Source organism: Okeania sp. SIO1H4 (assembly GCF_010672695.1).
GTDB classification, from domain to species: Bacteria; Cyanobacteriota; Cyanobacteriia; order Cyanobacteriales; family Microcoleaceae; genus Okeania; species Okeania hirsuta.
On record NZ_JAAHGB010000006.1, the window covers coordinates 401,364 to 420,581 of the forward strand.

Annotated in this window: 14 protein-coding genes, 2 tRNA genes and 2 pseudogenes; 11 read left to right on the plus strand and 7 right to left on the minus strand. The window is 35.8% G+C overall.

The features are described from left to right. Positions 1-113: 113 nt before the first annotated feature. The 4 genes and pseudogenes from F6K06_RS06075 (at position 114) to F6K06_RS06090 (ending at position 3,434) form a co-directional block, all read left to right on the plus strand. A tRNA-Met gene (locus tag F6K06_RS06075) sits at positions 114-186 on the plus strand. Positions 187-1,231: 1,045 nt separating this feature from the next. Beyond that, positions 1,232-1,831: a peroxiredoxin gene (locus F6K06_RS06080; RefSeq protein WP_124147592.1), complete on the plus strand. Its 600-nt coding sequence runs from the start codon at positions 1,232-1,234 to the stop codon at positions 1,829-1,831. A 160-nt stretch (positions 1,832-1,991) separates the two neighbouring features. After that, a complete protein-coding gene (locus F6K06_RS06085) occupies positions 1,992-2,555 on the plus strand; it encodes a peroxiredoxin (RefSeq protein WP_124147591.1) in 564 nt (187 codons plus the stop codon). A gap of 441 nt (positions 2,556-2,996) precedes the next feature. Further along, positions 2,997-3,434, plus strand: a pseudogene (locus F6K06_RS06090) (GGDEF domain-containing protein). Positions 3,435-4,069: 635 nt separating this feature from the next. Here the strand turns inward: F6K06_RS06090 and F6K06_RS06095 are convergent. The 3 genes from F6K06_RS06095 to F6K06_RS06105 all read right to left on the minus strand — a co-directional run bounded on the left by F6K06_RS06095 (position 4,070) and on the right by F6K06_RS06105 (position 7,516). Further along, complete coding sequence (locus F6K06_RS06095) at positions 4,070-4,255, minus strand: hypothetical protein (RefSeq protein WP_124147590.1); 186 nt, start codon at positions 4,253-4,255, stop codon at positions 4,070-4,072. A 95-nt stretch (positions 4,256-4,350) separates the two neighbouring features. Then, the gene (locus F6K06_RS06100; RefSeq protein WP_124147589.1) at positions 4,351-4,707 is read right to left on the minus strand and encodes a hypothetical protein; all 357 of its coding nucleotides are present in this window, start codon (positions 4,705-4,707) and stop codon (positions 4,351-4,353) included. A 64-nt stretch (positions 4,708-4,771) separates the two neighbouring features. After that, a complete protein-coding gene (locus tag F6K06_RS06105; RefSeq protein ID WP_287240321.1) occupies positions 4,772-7,516 on the minus strand; it encodes an adenylate/guanylate cyclase domain-containing protein in 2,745 nt (914 codons plus the stop codon). Positions 7,517-8,232: 716 nt separating this feature from the next. Here F6K06_RS06105 and F6K06_RS06110 point away from each other — a divergent pair. Further along, positions 8,233-8,607, plus strand: a pseudogene (locus tag F6K06_RS06110) (DUF6444 domain-containing protein); the annotation flags it as partial. A gap of 550 nt (positions 8,608-9,157) precedes the next feature. Further along, complete coding sequence (locus tag F6K06_RS06115) at positions 9,158-9,280, plus strand: hypothetical protein (protein WP_275670466.1); 123 nt, start codon at positions 9,158-9,160, stop codon at positions 9,278-9,280. A 118-nt stretch (positions 9,281-9,398) separates the two neighbouring features. Here the strand turns inward: F6K06_RS06115 and recN are convergent, their stop codons facing one another. Continuing rightward, the gene (gene recN, locus F6K06_RS06120) at positions 9,399-11,180 is read right to left on the minus strand and encodes a DNA repair protein RecN (protein WP_124155811.1); all 1,782 of its coding nucleotides are present in this window, start codon (positions 11,178-11,180) and stop codon (positions 9,399-9,401) included. Between the two features lie 1,991 nt (positions 11,181-13,171). Between recN and F6K06_RS06125 the strand changes: the two genes are divergently transcribed. Then, positions 13,172-14,515, plus strand: a complete 1,344-nt coding sequence (locus F6K06_RS06125; protein WP_124147587.1) for a hypothetical protein — start codon at positions 13,172-13,174, stop codon at positions 14,513-14,515. Between the two features lie 395 nt (positions 14,516-14,910). On the opposite strand, the gene F6K06_RS06130 is transcribed toward F6K06_RS06125, so the two are convergent. Further along, complete coding sequence (locus tag F6K06_RS06130) at positions 14,911-16,077, minus strand: SpoIID/LytB domain-containing protein (protein WP_124147586.1); 1,167 nt, start codon at positions 16,075-16,077, stop codon at positions 14,911-14,913. Between the two features lie 144 nt (positions 16,078-16,221). Here F6K06_RS06130 and F6K06_RS06135 point away from each other — a divergent pair, with 144 nt between their 5' ends. Further along, a complete protein-coding gene (locus tag F6K06_RS06135) occupies positions 16,222-17,169 on the plus strand; it encodes a ribonuclease Z (RefSeq protein WP_124147585.1) in 948 nt (315 codons plus the stop codon). 127 nt (positions 17,170-17,296) lie between these two features. Here F6K06_RS06135 and F6K06_RS06140 read toward each other — a convergent pair whose 3' ends face one another. Then, positions 17,297-17,419 (minus strand): hypothetical protein, encoded by a 123-nt coding sequence (locus F6K06_RS06140; protein ID WP_275670465.1) that lies wholly within the window; start codon positions 17,417-17,419, stop codon positions 17,297-17,299. Positions 17,420-17,787: 368 nt separating this feature from the next. Next, positions 17,788-17,871 (minus strand) — tRNA-Leu (locus tag F6K06_RS06145). Between the two features lie 572 nt (positions 17,872-18,443). Here F6K06_RS06145 and ndhL point away from each other — a divergent pair. Genes ndhL through F6K06_RS06160 form a run of 3 tightly spaced genes read left to right on the plus strand, consistent with a single transcriptional unit; the run spans position 18,444 to position 19,123 of the window. After that, entirely contained in the window at positions 18,444-18,680 is a 237-nt protein-coding gene (gene ndhL, locus F6K06_RS06150) for an NAD(P)H-quinone oxidoreductase subunit L (RefSeq protein ID WP_124155385.1), read from the plus strand. Further along, on the plus strand, positions 18,680-19,000 hold the full coding sequence (locus F6K06_RS06155; protein ID WP_202223766.1) for a DUF3007 family protein: 321 nt from the start codon (positions 18,680-18,682) through the stop codon (positions 18,998-19,000). The genes ndhL and F6K06_RS06155 overlap by 1 nt, the downstream gene beginning before the upstream one ends. After that, a complete protein-coding gene (locus F6K06_RS06160; RefSeq protein ID WP_287240312.1) occupies positions 19,001-19,123 on the plus strand; it encodes a hypothetical protein in 123 nt (40 codons plus the stop codon). It abuts the gene before it with no gap. Positions 19,124-19,218: the final 95 nt, after the last annotated feature.

A 19,218-nucleotide genomic window follows, 5' to 3' on the forward strand; every position in this document is an offset into this window, starting at 1 on the left:
AAATAAATTTAGGGCGCAAATTAAATCTAGTTTGGTTTTTTTAAGAAAAAAATAGTAAAGGATTGAATAAATTACAATATTCTGTGCTATGATTATGAATGGTTAAAAATTTAGGCTCAGTAGCTCAGTGGTTAGAGCAGGGGACTCATAAGCCCAAGGTCGCAGGTTCAAATCCCGCCTGAGCCATATATATAAATAAGTAATTTTTTTTTGATTTATTGCAATAGATCACGATAGTCTAACCTTAGTCAACAACTGGCGTTTAAGTTAAAGTATTTGGTTATTTATTGAATCGTTAGCTTCCAAAGGAGGAAGTAGGTGTATGATTGGGGAGTTAAACAGTTATTAGTATAGTGGTTCGGCATTTAAATTGTATAGTCATTTCAGTTGAGATTAAGATAAGCGTTTCTTGCATTGAAAGAGTTTCAGCCGAAAAAGTGTTTCATTCTTATCTGAAATGACTATATATCCCAATTGGAACTAAGGAAACAATGGATATGGGAACAGCGGTATACCCTGGATCGGCGAAGCAGGTTAGCTCCTCTATAAGAAGCTAGACAAGCTATCGAGGGATATCAACGTTCCTTTGCCTACGGGAAGCTTTGTGCAGCGCAAAAACGCTATATCCAATCGACCCAGAAAGGGAATCTTTACTCCTGTGAGGACACAGGGAATACAAAATCTCAATAGGCCTGAGTTGAGTTCCGGTTCAATTTTTACCATCAACTGGAGTTGGAAAAAGTTAACTGATAACTGAAATAGTGGAGGTCAATTAAGAACCTATTAGAGCTGATTTATAAACTTAGCTAAAAGTATTGCATTACCAAGCTTTCAGGAATTTGGGTCTACAGGACGATAACTAGCAAAACCTAAGTATAGCGAGAAATTCAGCCTCTTAATATTTACTTTATAAATCAGATATTAAAAACATTAACTGATGACTATAACATATATGACTGATAATATCTTTATATACCCTTAGAACTAAACTTTAAAAAACTAAAATAGTTGATCGATCCTTACTGGTCAATCCAATATGGAATGAGAAACCAAGTCTGAAAATATTCGAGCTGCTAAGTTGGTCTAGCTATGTCCGAAAGGAGACATTCTATGGTTTTGTTTGTACTTAAGGTCTAGTATGAAGAGGTAAGATTGAAGAATAAAGAATCTCAAACCATAAGTTTTCTTTGAGTTTTGAGTGTCAACAAGTTATTTTAAGGAGAATTAAATCATGACAGAGGAATGCCTGCGTGTAGGCCAGGAAGCCCCGGATTTCACTGCTACAGGTGTAGTGGATCAGGAATTCGAGACAATTAAACTGTCTGATTATCGTGGTAAGTATATAGTTTTATTCTTCTATCCCCTGGACTTTACTTTTGTTTGTCCAACAGAAATTACGGCATTTAGCGATCGCTACAAAGAGTTTGAATCACTTAACACAGAAATTCTAGGAGTTTCAGTAGATAGTGAATTTTCGCATTTAGCTTGGATTCAAACAGATCGTAAGTCTGGTGGAGTTGGAGACCTTAACTATCCGCTATTATCTGACATTAAGAAAGAGATTAGTTCTGCCTATAACGTCTTAGACCCAGAAGCAGGTATTGCTCTGCGGGGTTTGTTCATTATTGATAGAGAAGGTACTATTCAACACGCCACAATTAATAATCTTGCTTTTGGTCGTAACGTGGATGAAACCTTACGTACTCTACAAGCTATTCAGTATGTACAGGCTAACCCAGATGAAGTTTGCCCTGCAGGTTGGAAACCAGGAGATAAAACTATGAATCCCGACCCAATCAAATCTAAGGAATTCTTTGCAGCTATTAAATAAATTGATTTAAGCAGTCTATAAAGTACCTAATAATTAAAAAAAATGTCAACTCTAACACTTTCATATATATTCTAGCTCTAAAAGTGTTGGAGTTGTAAATTTAGAGGAGATTTAAACACATTAAAGTTTTGAATTTTAACTTTTAAATTATATCAAGATTATGCTAACTTCCTATGATTTTAGAGGTTTAATAAATCAACGTTTTGTTCAAAATTTATTACCTATTCCACCTATTAATAGTTTGGATAACGGAAAAAGAACACCAGATTTTGAATTGCCAGATATCACAAATGGTAAATTAGTTCGTTTATCAGACTATTGGGGGTTAAAACCTGTCATACTTGCTTTGACTCGTATCTTTACTGAGAAACAGTATTGTCCATTTTGTTTTCCTCATATCTTAGCTTTAAATAATAATTATGAAAAATTTTTAGAGCGGGGAATAGAAATATTAATGATTACGAGTACAGATAGGGAACAAAGTAAGACTGTTGTGAGCGATCTAAGTTTAAAAATGCCTTTACTCAGTGATTCTAGTTGTCAGGTATTTAAAAATTATCAAGTCGGTCAAGCTTTGGGAGCACCTCTTCCAGGACAATTTGTATTAGATAAACAAGGTAGACTTAGCTATAAACATTTGTTTTCTTTTCTAGATCATAATGCTAGTATTGAAGATTTACTAGAAGTTTTAGATAATTATATAGTTGAGCAAAATAACTATTAGTAGCTGAATTCTATCTTAGAGCTGATTTATAAAGTAAATATTAAGAGGCTGAATTTCTGACAGGACAAAGTTTTTACCGATTGTAGGCCAGTAAAGTATAAATTGATGAGACCTAGATAGCATAAGAGTTTTCCTGCGGAATGCTGCGCAAACAGCTCAGTTAATCAATCACCTCTTAGTGCAAGTAGCTCTTTTTTATAGACTAATTTCTTTATAGACTAATTTCGCAGGTAAATTTAGCCTGTGGTGTTGAGATTAAGTCTGATAGCCTGTTAGTTATATACTCAAATTTTAACTGCAAATATTGCCAATTTTAATTATGGTTAAGTATCTTAGTTTTTCTGAACATAAGATAACTCAAATCTAATTTATAGCAATTCTAAATCATTCGTGATAATTTTCTTGCTTCGGTGTTTCTCATTCCCTGTTCCCTCACACCGAGTGCCCATTGCCTCACAAGAGACTGAAAAGCCTATTGGTATAATTATGATTGATGTAGATTATTTTAAAAGTTTTAATGATGAATTTGGTCATGCTGCTGGAGATATTATTCTCAAAAATTTAGGCTCTTTTTTAAAATAGAAAGTTCGAGATTATTATATAGCTTGTCGTTATGGTGGGGAAGAATTGATTATGATATTACCAGGAAGTTCTTTAGAAAATACCAAGTGAAGAGCTGAACAAATACGGAAAAAAATCCAACAATTATGTGTAGAATATGATGGTATACTGCTAAGTTATATTACTATTTATTTGGGAGTTGCTTGCTTTCCTAAGCATGGCAAAACAGGGGAAAAGGTCATTCAAACTGCTGATTTTGCTCTTTATCAGGCTAAGTATGAGGGACGTAACCGAGTTGTAGTAGCTTCAAATTATTGAATATTTTATTTATATTACATTGTTTAAATTAATACAGTCTATTTTCGGTTAATCAGTTATTTATTATTACTACTTAATTAGGGCTTGCTGATTAAATATAAAAGCATTTACAGATAAAGGTTTTAGCATTTTTAGAGCGAAAAAAAAGTGCAATTTTTTAAGGTTAAGTGGCCAAAAAGTTACAATTTTTGGCTAACTATGGCAAAAAAAATAAAGGGATAAATATATCCAACCACCTCCTCTAAATTCCCTATCCCTCCTGACTCCTACCCCTGCCAAAAGACTTTTTCAGCAAACCCTAATTAAATATAAATAGTACATGTGTACAGATGAAAATTATAGTAGTTTAACTTAAAAATGAGACGTTTTTTCGTCTGAAACTCCCTCATAGCAAGAAAGCTTTGTCTCAATCTAAAGTTAAATGACTATATATTCAAGTCTCAATCAACCATAAAGTTGACTTTTAGGTAGGTTTTAGAGGAAAAAATTTATAATCGAAAATAATACAAAGATCAACTATAAATTTCCTCATGGATCATCCTGCCTACTGCTTTATGAAAAAATCTACCGCGTCGCAGTATTCTTGAAAAATTGATAAAAATTGAAACTAAAGTTCTTAGAAATTTGGTTGGAAATCATTCATACCCAGACAATTCATAAGAGGTTTGAGGAATCACATTTATATTACGATGAGAATAACGACTAATGGCCAATAAAGGCAAGGCCAGAGTCAGAACAGCGATCGCTGTTCCCAAAATATTTGCAATTCTTTGAGGAGGTTCATCGTCTGAGTAACTGGCAGGTTGACTATCTGATTCCATATTGAGAAAGCTTCTAAAAAACTTAAAATTGTTAGTAGCAATACAAGCTGTATTATGATTTCTTGGGAATAGCCCTAAACTTTGATTGTTAAGAACTACGATTTTTTTTCAACAACTTTGTCCTTAATCTCTTTAGCTGTTTGTGCCAGTACCAGAGATCTTTGACCCATACTTACAGGTAGTCTAGGTATATCTGCCAAAGAAGCACGAGATAAATCCAACAAAAGTTGACGGACTTTTTCTACCCATTCTAATGAATCTGGAGGAATAACTTGGCCATCAGCTTTTTCTTGAATAATTTTTGCTTTCTGTGCTAGTGGTAGAGCTTTTTCTGCAAGATTTTCTGGTAGTTTAGGCTTATCCGACAAGGAAGTACGGACAATCTCAAATAATAATTGATGAATCTGCTCTATCCACTCAGTATCTGAGTAGTGGGAATTTAAATTAGTCATAACTAGGGCTAGTTTTTTTTCAAAATGAGAGTTAACATTCTATTCTTATTTAGATAGATATTGTTTACTTTTCAGTTAAATTCCAGACTCCATCCCAATTTTTTGGAGGAAGCTCGGCCTGAAATAGCTGACAACGATCGCGGTGCAACTTAGCAGCTTTGTTGTTTGGATCGATTTTCAATACTTCTTTAAATTCAGCTTCAGCTAGTGCAAAAGCTTCTTTTATAGAGAGGTCTGTTAAATTTTTTTCTTTGGATGGTCTTAAGTAATACTCTCGTCCTTGATGATAATGTTCAACTATATGGTGTTGTTTCTCCGTTAGCTCTTGCTTCAGATCCCCTTCCTTAAAGCCTAACAGTTCATATATTCTAACAGGCTTACTTTTTCCCTTCACAGTAATTAGGTCTAGTTCCCGAACCCAAAGCATATCTTTGTAAGGTTGATAAGTATTATCACTGATGACCAAATCTGTACCATACTGCTTGCTTGTACCTTCAAGGCGAGAAGCTAGATTAACACCATCTCCAATAGAAGTTAGCTCCATACGCTTACTAGAGCCAATATTACCACTAACCACTTCGTCTGAGTGAATGCCCATACCAATTCTAATAGACATTTTTTTCTTAACTACACGGTCTCTATTGAAGATTTTCAGGCGTTGACGCATTTCTACAGCACTTTGCATAGCACACAAAGGATGATGTTCTAGAGGAGCTGGAGAACCAAATACTGCCATAATGGCATCTCCTATATATTTGTCAAGAGTACCTTTGTATTTGAATACAGCATCTACCATCTCTTCAAAGTATTCGTTCAGCATCGTGACAACCTGTTCAGCTTCCATGCCTTCTGTCAAAGTAGTGTAGCTACGAATATCACTGAAAAGCACAGATACCTGTTGACGTTTTCCTCCTAAACCAGTATCACCACTTGCTAATAATTGTTCTGCAACTTCTGGTGTCATGTAGCGATACATCAAGTTTTTCACTTGTTTTTCTCCACTAATATCCTCCATCACTACTAAAACGCCATTAACTTTCTTAGGGTCACAAACATCAATCATAGAGTTAATTGACAGATTAATACTTTGAGGAGGCAAATTTCCCAAAGGTAACAAAGTTCGATCTGGATAATACTGTTGGTACTCTTTGCTATAATTCGGAGAAAGGGCTAAATCTAACCACTTAGAAAACTCACCTTCCTTGAGACGTACTAATTCACTTACAGACTTACCTTCTAGTATCTCTGTGTCACTGATTCCTAGTAAATGTCTAGCACTTTCATTTGTCGCAATAACTTTGCCTTTTTGATCCGTAGATATTACCCCGTTGGTCAGACTCCGTAGAATATCCCTTTGTCTTTGTTGCTCTTGTTTGACTGTATCAAATAATTTAGCATTTTGGAGGGCTACACCTGCTTGAATATTAAAAGCCCTCATAAATTCTAAATCGTTGCGATTAAAACTAGCTTTCCACTGCTCTGGTGCTTCAGGCCAGTTTGCATGGTTATATGGTGGATAATCTCCCTGTTTCTTTTTATTAATTAGCTGAGTTACACCAATTAATTCATTGTCAGCATTAAAAACAGGCATACACAACAAACTACAGGTACGATAACCTGTTTTTTCATCTGTTTCCTTGGCTGTAACTGAGTGGGTATCTTTATAAACGTCAAAAGGAATGAGTAGTGGTTGGCCAGATTTTGCAACCATACCAGCAAAGCCTTTATCTTTAGCAATCCTGATTTCTATTAGCTGTCCATTAATCGGGATTTTTGTCCATAGTTGATTTTTATCGTTATCTATGAGCCACAAGGTACTGCGGTCTGCGTTCATAAGTTCCTTGGCCTGCTCCATGACTTTTCCCAGAGTATCTTCTAAGTCTAGACTACTTTTGCTGAGGGAGTCTACAGCTTTCATTAAAGCTTCTGCTGCTCTCTGTCTTTGAGTTGCTGAATAAAATGACTTAGAAGATTCTAGAATTAGACTAATGGAAGGGGCAAATTCACGAAATACTCTTTCATCTTCTTCAGTAAATCCCTTTTTATCTATTTTTTCTCCTAGTTGTTCATATTGTTCGTGGCCTTGTTTTAACTTGTTGAGGAGTTGGACAACTGCGATTAAATCCCCTGTTTCTTCTTGCAGTAATGGCATTACTACCATAGTATAGGTACGATATCCATTCTGTTTGTCAAATTTTTGGGCTGAAGCTGAACGTGGATCGTTATAGAAATCGTAGGGTATGTTGATTACTTTTTTCTCTTGAGCTGATTCTCCTGCTATTCCTACATTGGCTGAAATTCTTAACTCTAATAGTTTTCCATCAGCTCCTTTAGCTACTGTTGACCAAAGTTCACTTTTTTCTTCATCTAATAACCAAATTGTTGTCCGGTCTGCGTTCAATAATTCTCCTGTTTTGAGAGTAATTGAGCGCAACATTTCATGTAGAATTGCATCAAATCCTTGAGCCTCTAACAAATTATTGAGCATCCCCAAAGTGCGATTAACTGTCTTTAGCTTTTCTTCAACATCTTTAACTCCTTCGACAAAGTTTTCTTTTGTTAGGGCAGCTAGATAGCTTGAAAAGCTAGACCCAGGATGAACTAATGCACTACTTTCGTTGACTCTTGAATTACTTTTGGGGTTATTCCTATTATGACGATTATTTTCTGGACTATTATAAGTATTATTGTTATCAGAGTAGCTTTGAGGGTGAGACACCTGATTGTTAGGACCCTCTATAACTTCCACATCCTCTTTTTTTGGGATTGTGTACTCTGTTGCTATTTGGTTTGGAGATGCAGATGTCATAACGCTTTAATTAAATATTTAGATGCTCTTTACTATTAAGGCTTTTAAATAATTCAAGCTCAGTTTGTTAATTAATATTAAGATAGGAACTGAATAATTTTTAAATCATTCATACCTGTACTTTAGTCTAACATGATTAAATTTTTACTCTTCTGTCAAAAAAATTATTATAAATATTTTTTAGATAAGATTTGCTATACAGGTTCTAGGTGTGAGCTTGGAGAACATCGGTTTTAGGAATATTTTTTCTTGATTTTTACCTCATTACTTGAATGCTCGAACTTCAATAAGCATATTAGTTTTGATGGTATAGAATTTTATTTTTTGTACTTGCTGCTGAAGTTTGAATTAATAATTATCAAAACTATCATTACTCAAAGTTTTAAATTTATTCATCACACCTTTGATAGAAATAGAAGTAAGCAAGTTTTTATTTGTTAAAATTATGCCCTCTAGTTTTATAATCATAATGTAGCACAAAAAGTTGCTATAAATACTATGTATAGTGTTATATCTAAGGTAAGGATTCAGGTCATAGCGTGATCGTAGTGTGGATTCTCAGAAGGGAAATTCAAGAATATTGGTTCGCTTGACAAAAAAACAAACTAGTGCAGCTACGCGGAAGTCAAAAGTCAAAAGTATTTATTGGTAAGGCTTTTAGGATTTTGTAACTGGTTAGTTATTTCTGCCATCCTGCACTAGGGTAAAGTCAAAGCATGAGTCAATCACAGCCCCCAGTAAATCGTAAACGCCTCAACCAGTTGTCAAAAGAAGAACTGGTAGAAATGTTATTGACTCAACAGAAACTAATCGAGAAACTGCAAAAACAAATTGATAAATTAGAACAGAGTCAAAACCTAGACAGTAAGAACTCCTCGAAACCCCCATCAACCGATCTACTGAAAAAATCGGAAAAAGCCAAGCCAAAACAAGAGTCTCCCAGTTCCGAAGAAAAGAAGAGACGACCAGGAGGACAAATAGGCCATCATAGTAAGACTCGTAAAGGGTTTTCCAGAATAGACAGAATAGAAATATTGCAACCTTCTGTTTGTAGTCAGTGTGGTCAAGCAGAATTTTTAGATGAACCAGTGGTAGCTGTAGTGGCCAGCAATGTGCGATTCGTTTCTAGGGGAAATAGCCTAGAGTGTCGGTTTAACAAAAATCCAGAATCTTATGGAGGTTAAAGAATAGTAGAAGGTATACCGACATAACTTGTTCAGTAATCAGGGTGAAAGTCCCTCCCGTCAGAGGATGACGTTATACCAAACCTACCCACATAGAGGTTAATCACCACTCTGGAAGCTGGGATTAGAGAAGAATCAGAGATATACTTACTACATCACACTGCTGCTAGGTAGGTCGTCATAGTTAGCAGAAAGCGAAATCAGCTGAAAAAGTGTCCAAGCCACAGTAAGGAAAGTCAGGAATTGGACTTTGGACAAAAATTGTGTCCGACGAGAATAATTTTCCGGTCCATTGTCTTGGTTTATAACCAATGTCTTAACTAGGGGAAATCGGCGTTGGTAAATTACAGGATGAAATTTGTAGGGGCAATCCCCCAATGATTAACCGGGGTAGGTTACACAGCCCTACCCCAAAATATAAATCATCCCATCAATTACCAACACCAATTTATTGACTGTGGTACAAACTTGTCGTCGTCAGGGGCGTTCTGTCATTGAATTCTTTGAGCAGTCCCTGGTGGCTAGGGTTTTAAGCGATCGCTCATCAAGTCTTTCTCTTATTCCTATTTTGCATACCTGAATCCTTACTATTTAAGTTTACAACTCAACATAATCTACATAATTTTTTTTTGCCCTTTGTTAAAGTCAATTGTTAATATTATTCTATAATGTATTTTTAATAGAACTGATATTATGGATTAAGATTCTCCTCTAGAACTGGAAATAGGTATAGTCAAATTTTGCCGACGTTTAGTAGCAGCTTCAGTTAAAAGAGATTCTGCAAAAGCTATAGCTTCTTGAGCTGGCCTACCACTAGCTAATTGTGCCAACTCTTCCCGCCGTTGATAATTATTTAGATTTTTAACTCTTACTATAGTCCGTACTTCAGAGTTTTGATTATTTAAGTTTAAGTCCATAGTAGATATTTCCTCGACTACTTGTTTACTGACATTAAAGTGATTATCAGCCATTGCAGCTACTATCGGTTGATGGGTTACACAGAGGACTTGATGTTTCCTACTAAGTTGATGTAGTTTTTCTGAAATGGCTCCTGCTACTCTTCCTGAGACTCCAACATCTATTTCATCAAATACTAGAGTACCAGATCCTTCTATTTGAGAAAAACAAGCCTTTAATGCCAATAAAAATCGACTCATTTCCCCACCAGAAGCTATTGAATTTAGAGGTTGTAGTGGTTCACCAGGGTTAGGACTGAAGCAGAATGTAATCTGGTCAGCTCCTGTGATTGTTGGGGTAGTGGGAGTAATCTCTACCTGAAATTTCACTTTTTCCATAGCGAGGGGTTTTAATTCCTCTACCAAATTTGTCTCTAATTTAGCAGCCGCACTATGACGTTTTAAGCTAAGTTCGCTACATTTATCTTGTAATTGTTTTTGAGTTTCTAGGTATACTTTTTCTAGTGCTTCAACAGACTCTCCACCATCTTGTAGTTCTTTGAGTTCTGCTTGTATTTTGTAATAATAATTAATAGCTTCTTCTAGGGTTGGACCATACTTGCGACAAATTTGTTTAAGTTCTTGAATTCTTTCTTCTACATCTTCTAATCTTTGGGGATCTGCTTCTAATTCTTCGCCATAACTACTAATTTGTCGGCTAGCTTCAACAACTTGAGATAAAGCTTCATTAATCATTTCCAATATAGGTTTTAATGTGGAGTCGTAGTTTACCATATCGTTTAAGATGGTTTCTGCTTCTCCAAGGAGGTCTGCTGCTGCTGAATTATCTCCTTCATTTTGATATAAAGCTTGATATATTTGATAGCTTTGATGTTGAAGTTCAACTGCATGACTAAGGCGTTGACTTTCTTGTGCTAGTTGTTCTAATTCTTGAGGTTCGGTAAGATTAGATTTATCTAATTCTTGTACTTGGTATTCTAATAAATCTATTCTTTGTAAACGTTTCTGCTCTGACTGGCGACGATTTTCTAATGTTGCTTTGGCTTTTTGAGCTTTTTGATAGGCAATACTTACTGCTTCTCGGCATTGTACTAGGGGATGACTACCATATAAATCTAGCCATTCCCTTTGGAGATTGGGATTTCCTAATTGTAGAGTTTGGCCTTGGGCTGTAATTTCTAATAGGCGGTCACGCAGTTGGTCCATTATTTTGCGATTGACCAGAATACCATTGAGACGAGACCTAGTACGGAGAGAGGTTTGAGCGCAAGTAATTTCACGACTACAGACTACTAATGTACCATCTACTGGATCTATTTCTTGATTTCCTAACCATTCGGCCAGGGATGAGTTTAGCTCAAAGGTTGCTTCTAAGATAGCTCGTTTAGTTCCTGTTCGGATTACACGACGGTCTACTTTTCCGCCTAGAGTTGCATCGAGAGCATCTAGGATAATGGACTTACCAGCACCTGTCTCTCCTGTGAAGACATTTAGACCAGGACTTAATTCTAGGTCTAGATGATCTATAAGGGCAAAGTTATTAATGCGAAGAGATATAAGCATTTATTCAAGGAGGTAATTAAGAAGGAAGAAGGAAGAAGGAAAAAGTGAAGATTAAATGTTTGCACTTTACTTTTATCCTGCTTCGGTCAAACATAATTTTTGAGTTTATGACTTGAATCTTTGACTAAAATTATGCCAGTAAATCCTCTCTTTTCTTGGAGGTCTTCTATTCAAGGAAGAAGGAAGAAGTGAAGATTAAATGTTTGCACTTTACTTTTATCCTGCTTCGGTCAAACATAATTTTTGAGTTTATGGCTTGAATCTCTGACTAAAATTATGCCAGTAAATCCTCTCTTTTCTTGGAGGTATTCAAGATAAAATTATAATATAGCAATCCTATTTAAATTGTAATATTTCTGTGGTAGTTAGGAGTCAGGAGTCAGGACTCAGGACTCAGAATTTTCAAGGTTTTTCGTCAATATTAACTATTATAAAAATTCTCACAAATCATTTAGGATTGCTATATAGCCTTTTCATTTGAAATGCGGAGACAGAGTCTTACTCAAAAGGGAACAGGGAACAGGGAACAGGGAACAGTAAAGAAGAAAAAACAGCATTAAATAGTAGCTTTGCACAATAATTAATGGATACTCAAGACAGGATTTTTTGATTATAAAAAAGCTCAATATAGATTTACATCTCATTTTAAAATACTATATATAATTAGAAGAATACATGAATGTTTAATTGGATTAGGGATAATTTTTTTTATTTTGTTTGTTAGTAGAATATCAATTAATAACTCTAGTAATTGTTTATGAGTGAAGAATTATTTAGATTTTCTTGCCTTCTCAATCACGATTGATTTTAATTTGATAAACAATTGACATTGGGTTTATTGTCGGAAATTTCACACTAACTAAGTGGAATTATCTTTTTCAATTATTTCTCTATACTGATGACTATCTCAAAATGCTACTATAAATTTTGAATTTATGACTTAACTATAGCAGTCCTATGTAATATTTCTGTAGTAATCAGGAGTTAGGAGTTAGGAGTCAGGAGTCAGGAGTCAGGAGTCAGATTTATCGAGGTTTTTCGTCAATCTTAACTATTATAAAAATTCTCACAAATCATTTAGGATTGCTATACTAACTCAGTAACTTTTTCCCTAAAAAATTACAATTAAAATAGAATGGCAAGAGATATAAATTAGTCTTTATTTAGCAAGATGAGTTATACATAAACTTGGATCGAGTAAGTAAAATAAATCTCACTCATCATATAGTGTTTTTATTGGAGAGTTGAAACTTAGATGAGATTTTTTTACACATAATTTGCCGATATTATATAAACATCCTAAATAGTAAAGGTATATCAAGGAAAGTTGGGTTAAGTTGTTAGGGTGCATCTCAATTTTTAATAAAGCCAAAAACTTATCACTTTTAGGCAACAGGCAACAGGGAATAGGGAATATATAGGAAAAAAGTATTTTTGCAAATATGAGATGCACCCAGTTGTTAGATGTTCCTTTTCAGAATAACGTCTTTTTCATAACCTATTTAAAGTCACTATAACAATCCTAAAGTATTTGTAAAAATTTTCAAATATAGTTCAAAATATTTAAGTTTGATAATTGCTATAAGAGACCGCATTATTGATCTCTATTTGTGTTGTGGCAAAATTACAATTACAGAATACATAATATAAACCAGATAATATAGCGGGAATTTGTTGACTATTTTCACTTTTTGTATTTAGGTTTAAGCCCTCATTTATCACCAATTAGCTGATGACTAAATGAAGTCGGAATCAAGATTGAGTGACTAATAAATAATTAAAAGTATGGATAAAACCGCATCAAACCAGATTTTATCTACCTGGCAACTTCTACATTTTTTGAGGAAAATTTGTCTGGACTAACTTTTCTAATTAGTATAGCGTTTTGATAGCTGACTACTAATAACTGAGAGCTAAATGCTTACTCCTAGATAGATTATTTTTTGTCTATAATTTAAAGTAGATAAGTAAATTAGGTCAGAGGTAATGTTATGACTCCAAATCCTGCGATAATAACAGCCGTGGAGAATTTGGACTACCGTGTTACAGTGGGAGATGTGGCGGCTAAAGCTGGATTAGATGTGAAAGTGGCAGAACAAGGATTATTAGCTTTAGCTACAGATGCTGGTGGTCATTTACAAGTATCAGAAACAGGGGAAATTGCTTATTTATTTCCTAAGAATTTTAGGGGTATTTTAAGGAATAAATTCTGGCGGTTAAGATGGCGAGAATGGTGGGAGAAAGTTTGGCGAGTATTGTTTTATTTAATCCGAATTTCTTTTGGTATTTTGTTGATACTTTCTCTTGTAATTATACTAGCTGCTATTACTATTATTGTGATTTCTCTTAATTCTAGTGGCGATCGAAATGATTCAGGTAGTAGGGGTAAAAATTTTGGTGGCGGGATGATGTTTCTCCCTCGGTTTTGGTTTAATTATAATTGGTTTTTGTTGTTTGATTGGGGTTATTACGATCGCCCCTACAGATATCAACGTCAAAGACAAAAATATCATTCTCAAGGTCAAAAAAATGGGATGAATTTTTTTGAAGCTGTGTTTTCTTTTTTGTTTGGAGATGGTAACCCAAATTACAATTTAGATGAGCGACGTTGGCAAGCGATCGCTACTGTGATTAAGAATAATCAAGGGGCGGTAGTTGCTGAACAAATTGCTCCTTATTTAGATGATTTGGGTAAAGGTTATGCTTTGGAATATGAAGAGTATATTTTACCAGTATTAATTCGTTTTAATGGTCGTCCAGAGGTTAGTCCTGAAGGTCAAATTGTTTATCATTTTCCTGAGTTACAAGCAACGGCAAAAGGGTGGAATTCTCAGCCTGTTTCTGCATTTTTAAAGGAAAAACTTTGGCGGTTTAGTGAGGCAACTTCTGGTCAAATAATGTTAGCAACTGGGTTGGGTGCTATAAATTTTGTTGGTGCTTTAGTTTTAGGTTCTTTGCTAGAAGATGGTACAGTAGCAGCTCAGTTAGGAGGATTTATTTCTTTTGTTGAAGTTATTTATCCTCTTCTACTGGTTTATGGTGTTGGTTTTTTAGTTTTACCTTTAATTCGTTATTTTTGGGTACAATGGCAGAATAGTAAAGTAGAGGTACGGAATCAACAAAGACAAAAAAGAGTTATTACTTTGAATCATAGCGATCATCAGTTAAAACAGAAAATTGAATATGCTAAAAAATTTGCTAGTGAAACTATTATTGGTCGCGAAAGTTTAGCATATACAACTGAAAATAGTATCCTAGAACAGGAAACTGAACAAGCAGATAAAATTGATGCTGAATGGCAAAAAAGATTAAATCAATCAGATACTAAGGAATAAGTTATTTACTTTATTAAACTGAAAATACCTGTGAATATAGAATTATCATATAAATCTAAGCTGAACAAAAGTTGTTTGAGAATAAGCTAATCAATAAAATCATAGATATACCTACATCAGGAGTATTTTTGTATTTCAACAGCTTTAATTAAACCAATCTAACTCTTTTATTTTTAGTAAAATCTAGGTTTTTGAGATTTATTTACTTAACAGTAGAAGTAGAATTTATTGACTTAAGTAGGTAGGCACGAAAAAAACTAACTATGTAACAAAAAGTAAAGTGGCTCTAAAAGTTCTTCCCTTATGCCTTTTGGCCTTTGTCTCCTGCCTTCATCTAACAATAAACTTTAACGTCTACCTACTTAGATTTAGAAAATAATGTCTAAACTTTAATTTTAGCGTATATCAATTCTCGCTAAATTTGCACCTTGGTAATAGTACAACAAAATCTGCTGGTAATTATATCCGTTCCGAGCTAAATTATAAGCTCCCCATTGACTCATTCCTACAGCGTGACCAAAACCTTTTCCAGTAATTTGGAAACTGCTGGGAATTTGTTGGCCTTCATCTTTATTAGGAGTAACTGTAAACCTGGTACTTTTTAATCCCAGAGCTGCTGTAATATCTGTACCTTGAAGAGTTTTAACTCCTGCATCCCCTAAAACTTTGATAGTAATAACACTATTGTGAGGAGTAGTAGTCTGAGGTGTCATAGATATGATATTTCCTACACCTGATATTCGCTGTTTCAATTCTGCTTGAGTAAATGATTCTGTCCATTCATAAACTGGAGCATCTTGATCGAAGTCGGGAACCGCGCGGAGGTAGGGAAGTGGATTTGACCAAACATCCTCTACATTTTCCGTGTGGCCTCCAGAAGATGAATGGAATAAGGCTAAAATAATTTGACCATTGTAGGTAAGCACTTGACCCTTTGTAGCATCAACAGCAGCATAAGTACCTTGAGACTCTGTTTTAATTCCTTGATATACTTGCCATAGTTGGTCATTGCCTAAGTCGTAGAAATTATTACTATTTTCTTGACGCTTATTCAGAGCATAGGAGCGGGCAGCCACTGCTTGGGCCTTTAAAGCTTCTTGAGGCCAGTTGCCATTCATTTCTGCTCCAATAACACTATATAGATATTGTTCTATATCAATGTAATTGATCGCTGTAACTCCTGATTTGCTAGGGATAATGTGAGTACGTCCACGATACCACTGATCGCCTATCCATACATAACCTTCTCCTTTGGGTTCGATCCACATTTGACCAGATACCCAGTTTGCCAAAGCAACTTTTCCTGATTTTAATTCGGCGACAAAACCTTTAGTTGGCTGTAGTTCCCCAATAGCTCTACCAGCACCATCTCTAATGGTAGCATTTGTGGAACTTCCTACTTTAACTTCTTTTGCCCCTTCTTGAATGGCAATTCGCAAGACTAGGGAAGCTTGGGCAGGGGCGATCGCTAGTAACCAGAATAGAATAGATGTCCAAAAGTAGTGTTTTAGTGGTTTAATGGAACGATTAATAACTGAAATAAATAGCAATCCAGAACTCATCAGATTTTAGATTTTATATTTAACTTTAAGGTTAACTAATGTAGGCAAAAGCCAGAATAAATCTCACAGGGTAAAATTAGAAAATAATTATCACTGTGGATATACTTATCATATTTTTTTAGTTTATTGAGGAAGTTTGAAGTTTTGCAGGTAACTTTTCTAGGAACTAGCTCTGGTGTCCCGACGCGATCGCGTAATGTTTCGAGTGTTGCTTTACGCTTGCCTCAGCGAGGAGAATTATGGTTGTTTGACTGTGGGGAAGGAACTCAACATCAGTTTCTCCGCAGTGAACTTAAGGTCAGTCAACTGACTCGTATTTTTATTACTCATATGCACGGCGACCATATTTTCGGTTTGATGGGGTTATTAGCTAGTTGTGGTTTGGGGGGAAATGTTAAAAGTATCGATATATATGGCCCCCCTGCTCTGGAGGATTACTTGCAAGGTTGTATTCGATATTCTCAAACTCGTTTGGCTTATCCTTTGAAGATTTACCAATCTAGACCTGGTGTAATTTATGAGGATGATGAATATGTTGTTAGTTGTGGTTATTTAAAACATCGGGTTCCTGCTGTTGGTTATCGGGTAACGGAAAAGGACCGACCAGGACATTTTGATGTGGAAAAGGCTAAAGCTTTGGGTATTCCTCCTGGTCCTATATATGGCAAGTTAAAACGGGGTGAGTGGATTACTTTGTCTGATGGACGCAGAATTAGTGGGGTTGATTTATGTGGGGCACCTCAGATTGGCCGGAAGTTTGTTTATTGTACTGATACTGTTTTTTGTGATGGGGCGGTGGAACTGGCACAGGATGCAGATTTACTTGTTCACGAGGCTACTTTTTCTCATCGGGATGCTGATATGGCTTTTCAAAGATTACATTCTACTTCGACTATGGCTGCACAGGTGGCTTTGGCCGCAGGTGCTAAACGTTTGATGATGACTCATTTTAGTCCTAGATATGCTCCTGGGAATCCGATTTTGTTGGATGATTTGCTACAGGAGGCGCGTGCTATTTTTCCTAATACTGATATGGCTTATGATTTTTTGAGTTATGAAATTCCTAGATTTGATCAGAATTGTCAGTTATAGCAGAAGGAAGAAGGAAGAAGAAAGAAGGGAGAAGGGAGAAGGGAGAAGGTGTTTAGTTATCTAGGACAGAAGGAAGAAGGGAGAAGGCGTTTCGTTATCTGGGACAGAAGGAAAAGTCTTATTTTGTCTAAGTTTTAAACTTGGTGATGCTGCATTGTAATGGTTGTATATTTTCATTATTTTTGTTACGAGGCACGGCAGTGGGAGCATCTTGCTCCCGTGCCAGGTATTCCTTTTTCCGGCGTTGCATAAATGCGGAATTATTTTAATTCATAGTTTTGTGGAATGGGCCTCTTGCCCGTTCCTGATATTTTCAGGGCAGGCAGGGACAGGCAGGATGGAGACAGGTAGGATGCCTGCTCCCACTTAACTTACCACTTATATTCATTCCACCCCTCAGCAATGCCCTTTTTCCTGTATACATTACTATGCAGGACTATCTTAAACTTTTGAACAGTCCTAACCTTTCTTTCGACTGCCATATTATGAGGACTAAATCTTAGGATTATTCATTTTGTGAAGCACCACAGGGGAATAAAATTAGAAGTGGCTTTTGATTTGCTTGGTTTGAGGTTTGAAAATTTTTTTTGATGGCCAAATTTGATTGACATTTACGGATGGGGGTGGTGGGACTTGAACCCACACGACTGTTAAGGTCAACGGATTTTAAGTCCGTAGCGTCTACCATTCCGCCACACCCCCGTTTTTATGTCGAGTGTTGAACTTACTGCATTTGCATAAAAAGCTCATTTATTTATTTAATCACAATGTTCAAATTTTTGGCAAGTCTTTTGAAAAAAAATTTTAAATTTCTTGTATGGCGCTTTGCGCAGGCAACAGGCAATAGGTAACAGGCAACAGGGGAAATAAAAAACCTTTGGCGTTTGCGTAGGATTCCGTAGGGAAATATTCCGCAGGAATCTTATGAGACTTTTAGCTACTGGGTAGTTCCTGCAGTTTGTAAATATACCAGTGCGCACTGTTATGGAAGAAGTTGAGAATAGAAGTTCCTCAAAAAGGGAAAATCAAGGTATTTAAGGCTGGCCAAATCAATTTTAAGTTTGGGCTAAGGTGAAGGTTTAGAGTACTCTCCTGCATCTGGGCCGAGCTTTTCTATCTGGAGGTTTACTCAACTTGAGAATTTTTTTCTCAAAAAACTGAGTCCTGCCAAAATATGCAATAATTTGGAGGGTTGAGGGAAAAATACCCATTAAACTAATAATATATTAAACAGAACACAATTAACTATTGCAATTTCTAAATAAATATTGTTTATGAACTTAGAACTAGACGGGAACCTGATAATTCTAATTATTTATGCAGTCCTAGCAGGAACTTACCTTCTGGTAATGCCAGCTATAGTCTATGCTTACTTGAATATGCGTTGGTATGTTGTTAGTTCCTTTGAACGAGGCTTTATGTATTTCTTGATGTTCTTCTTCTTCCCTGGTATGTTAGTTTTGTCCCCATTTTTGAACTTTCGCCCCAGACGGCGACAAATTGAAGGTTAATGCGACGAATTGAGGCTATTGGAATAAGTGTCGGTATTTTTGCTGCTGGTGGTATCCTTTACTTAATATTGCAGGTAGTAGGAGTAAATGGTGTAGATGCTGGTATCTGGACACAAGCTGTATTGGTCGGTGGCTTGGTTGGCTGGCTACTGACCTATTTGTTTCGGGTTACGAATAGCAATATGACCTATAACCAACAGTTAAAGGATTATGAGGAAGCAGTGATCCAAAAGCGTCTGGAAGAAATGACTCCAGAGGAGTTGGCTCAGTTGCAGGCAGAAGTTGAGCAAGAAAGGGCAGCTCAGAATAAGCAGGAATAATTGAAGAAGGCAGAAGGCAGAAGGCAGAAGGCAGAAGGCAGAAGGCAGAAGGCAGAAGGCAGAAGGAAAAATTGCTCATGGATAGTCAACGACCGACCATTTCGTGTCTTACCAAATAACTAAGGTTTAAAGCTTCTCCTTTAAAAGGGAAAAAAGAAAAAATTTTCCTTAAGCTTCAATCCTCTTCTTTTCAAGGAGAGGTAATTATTAATTATTAA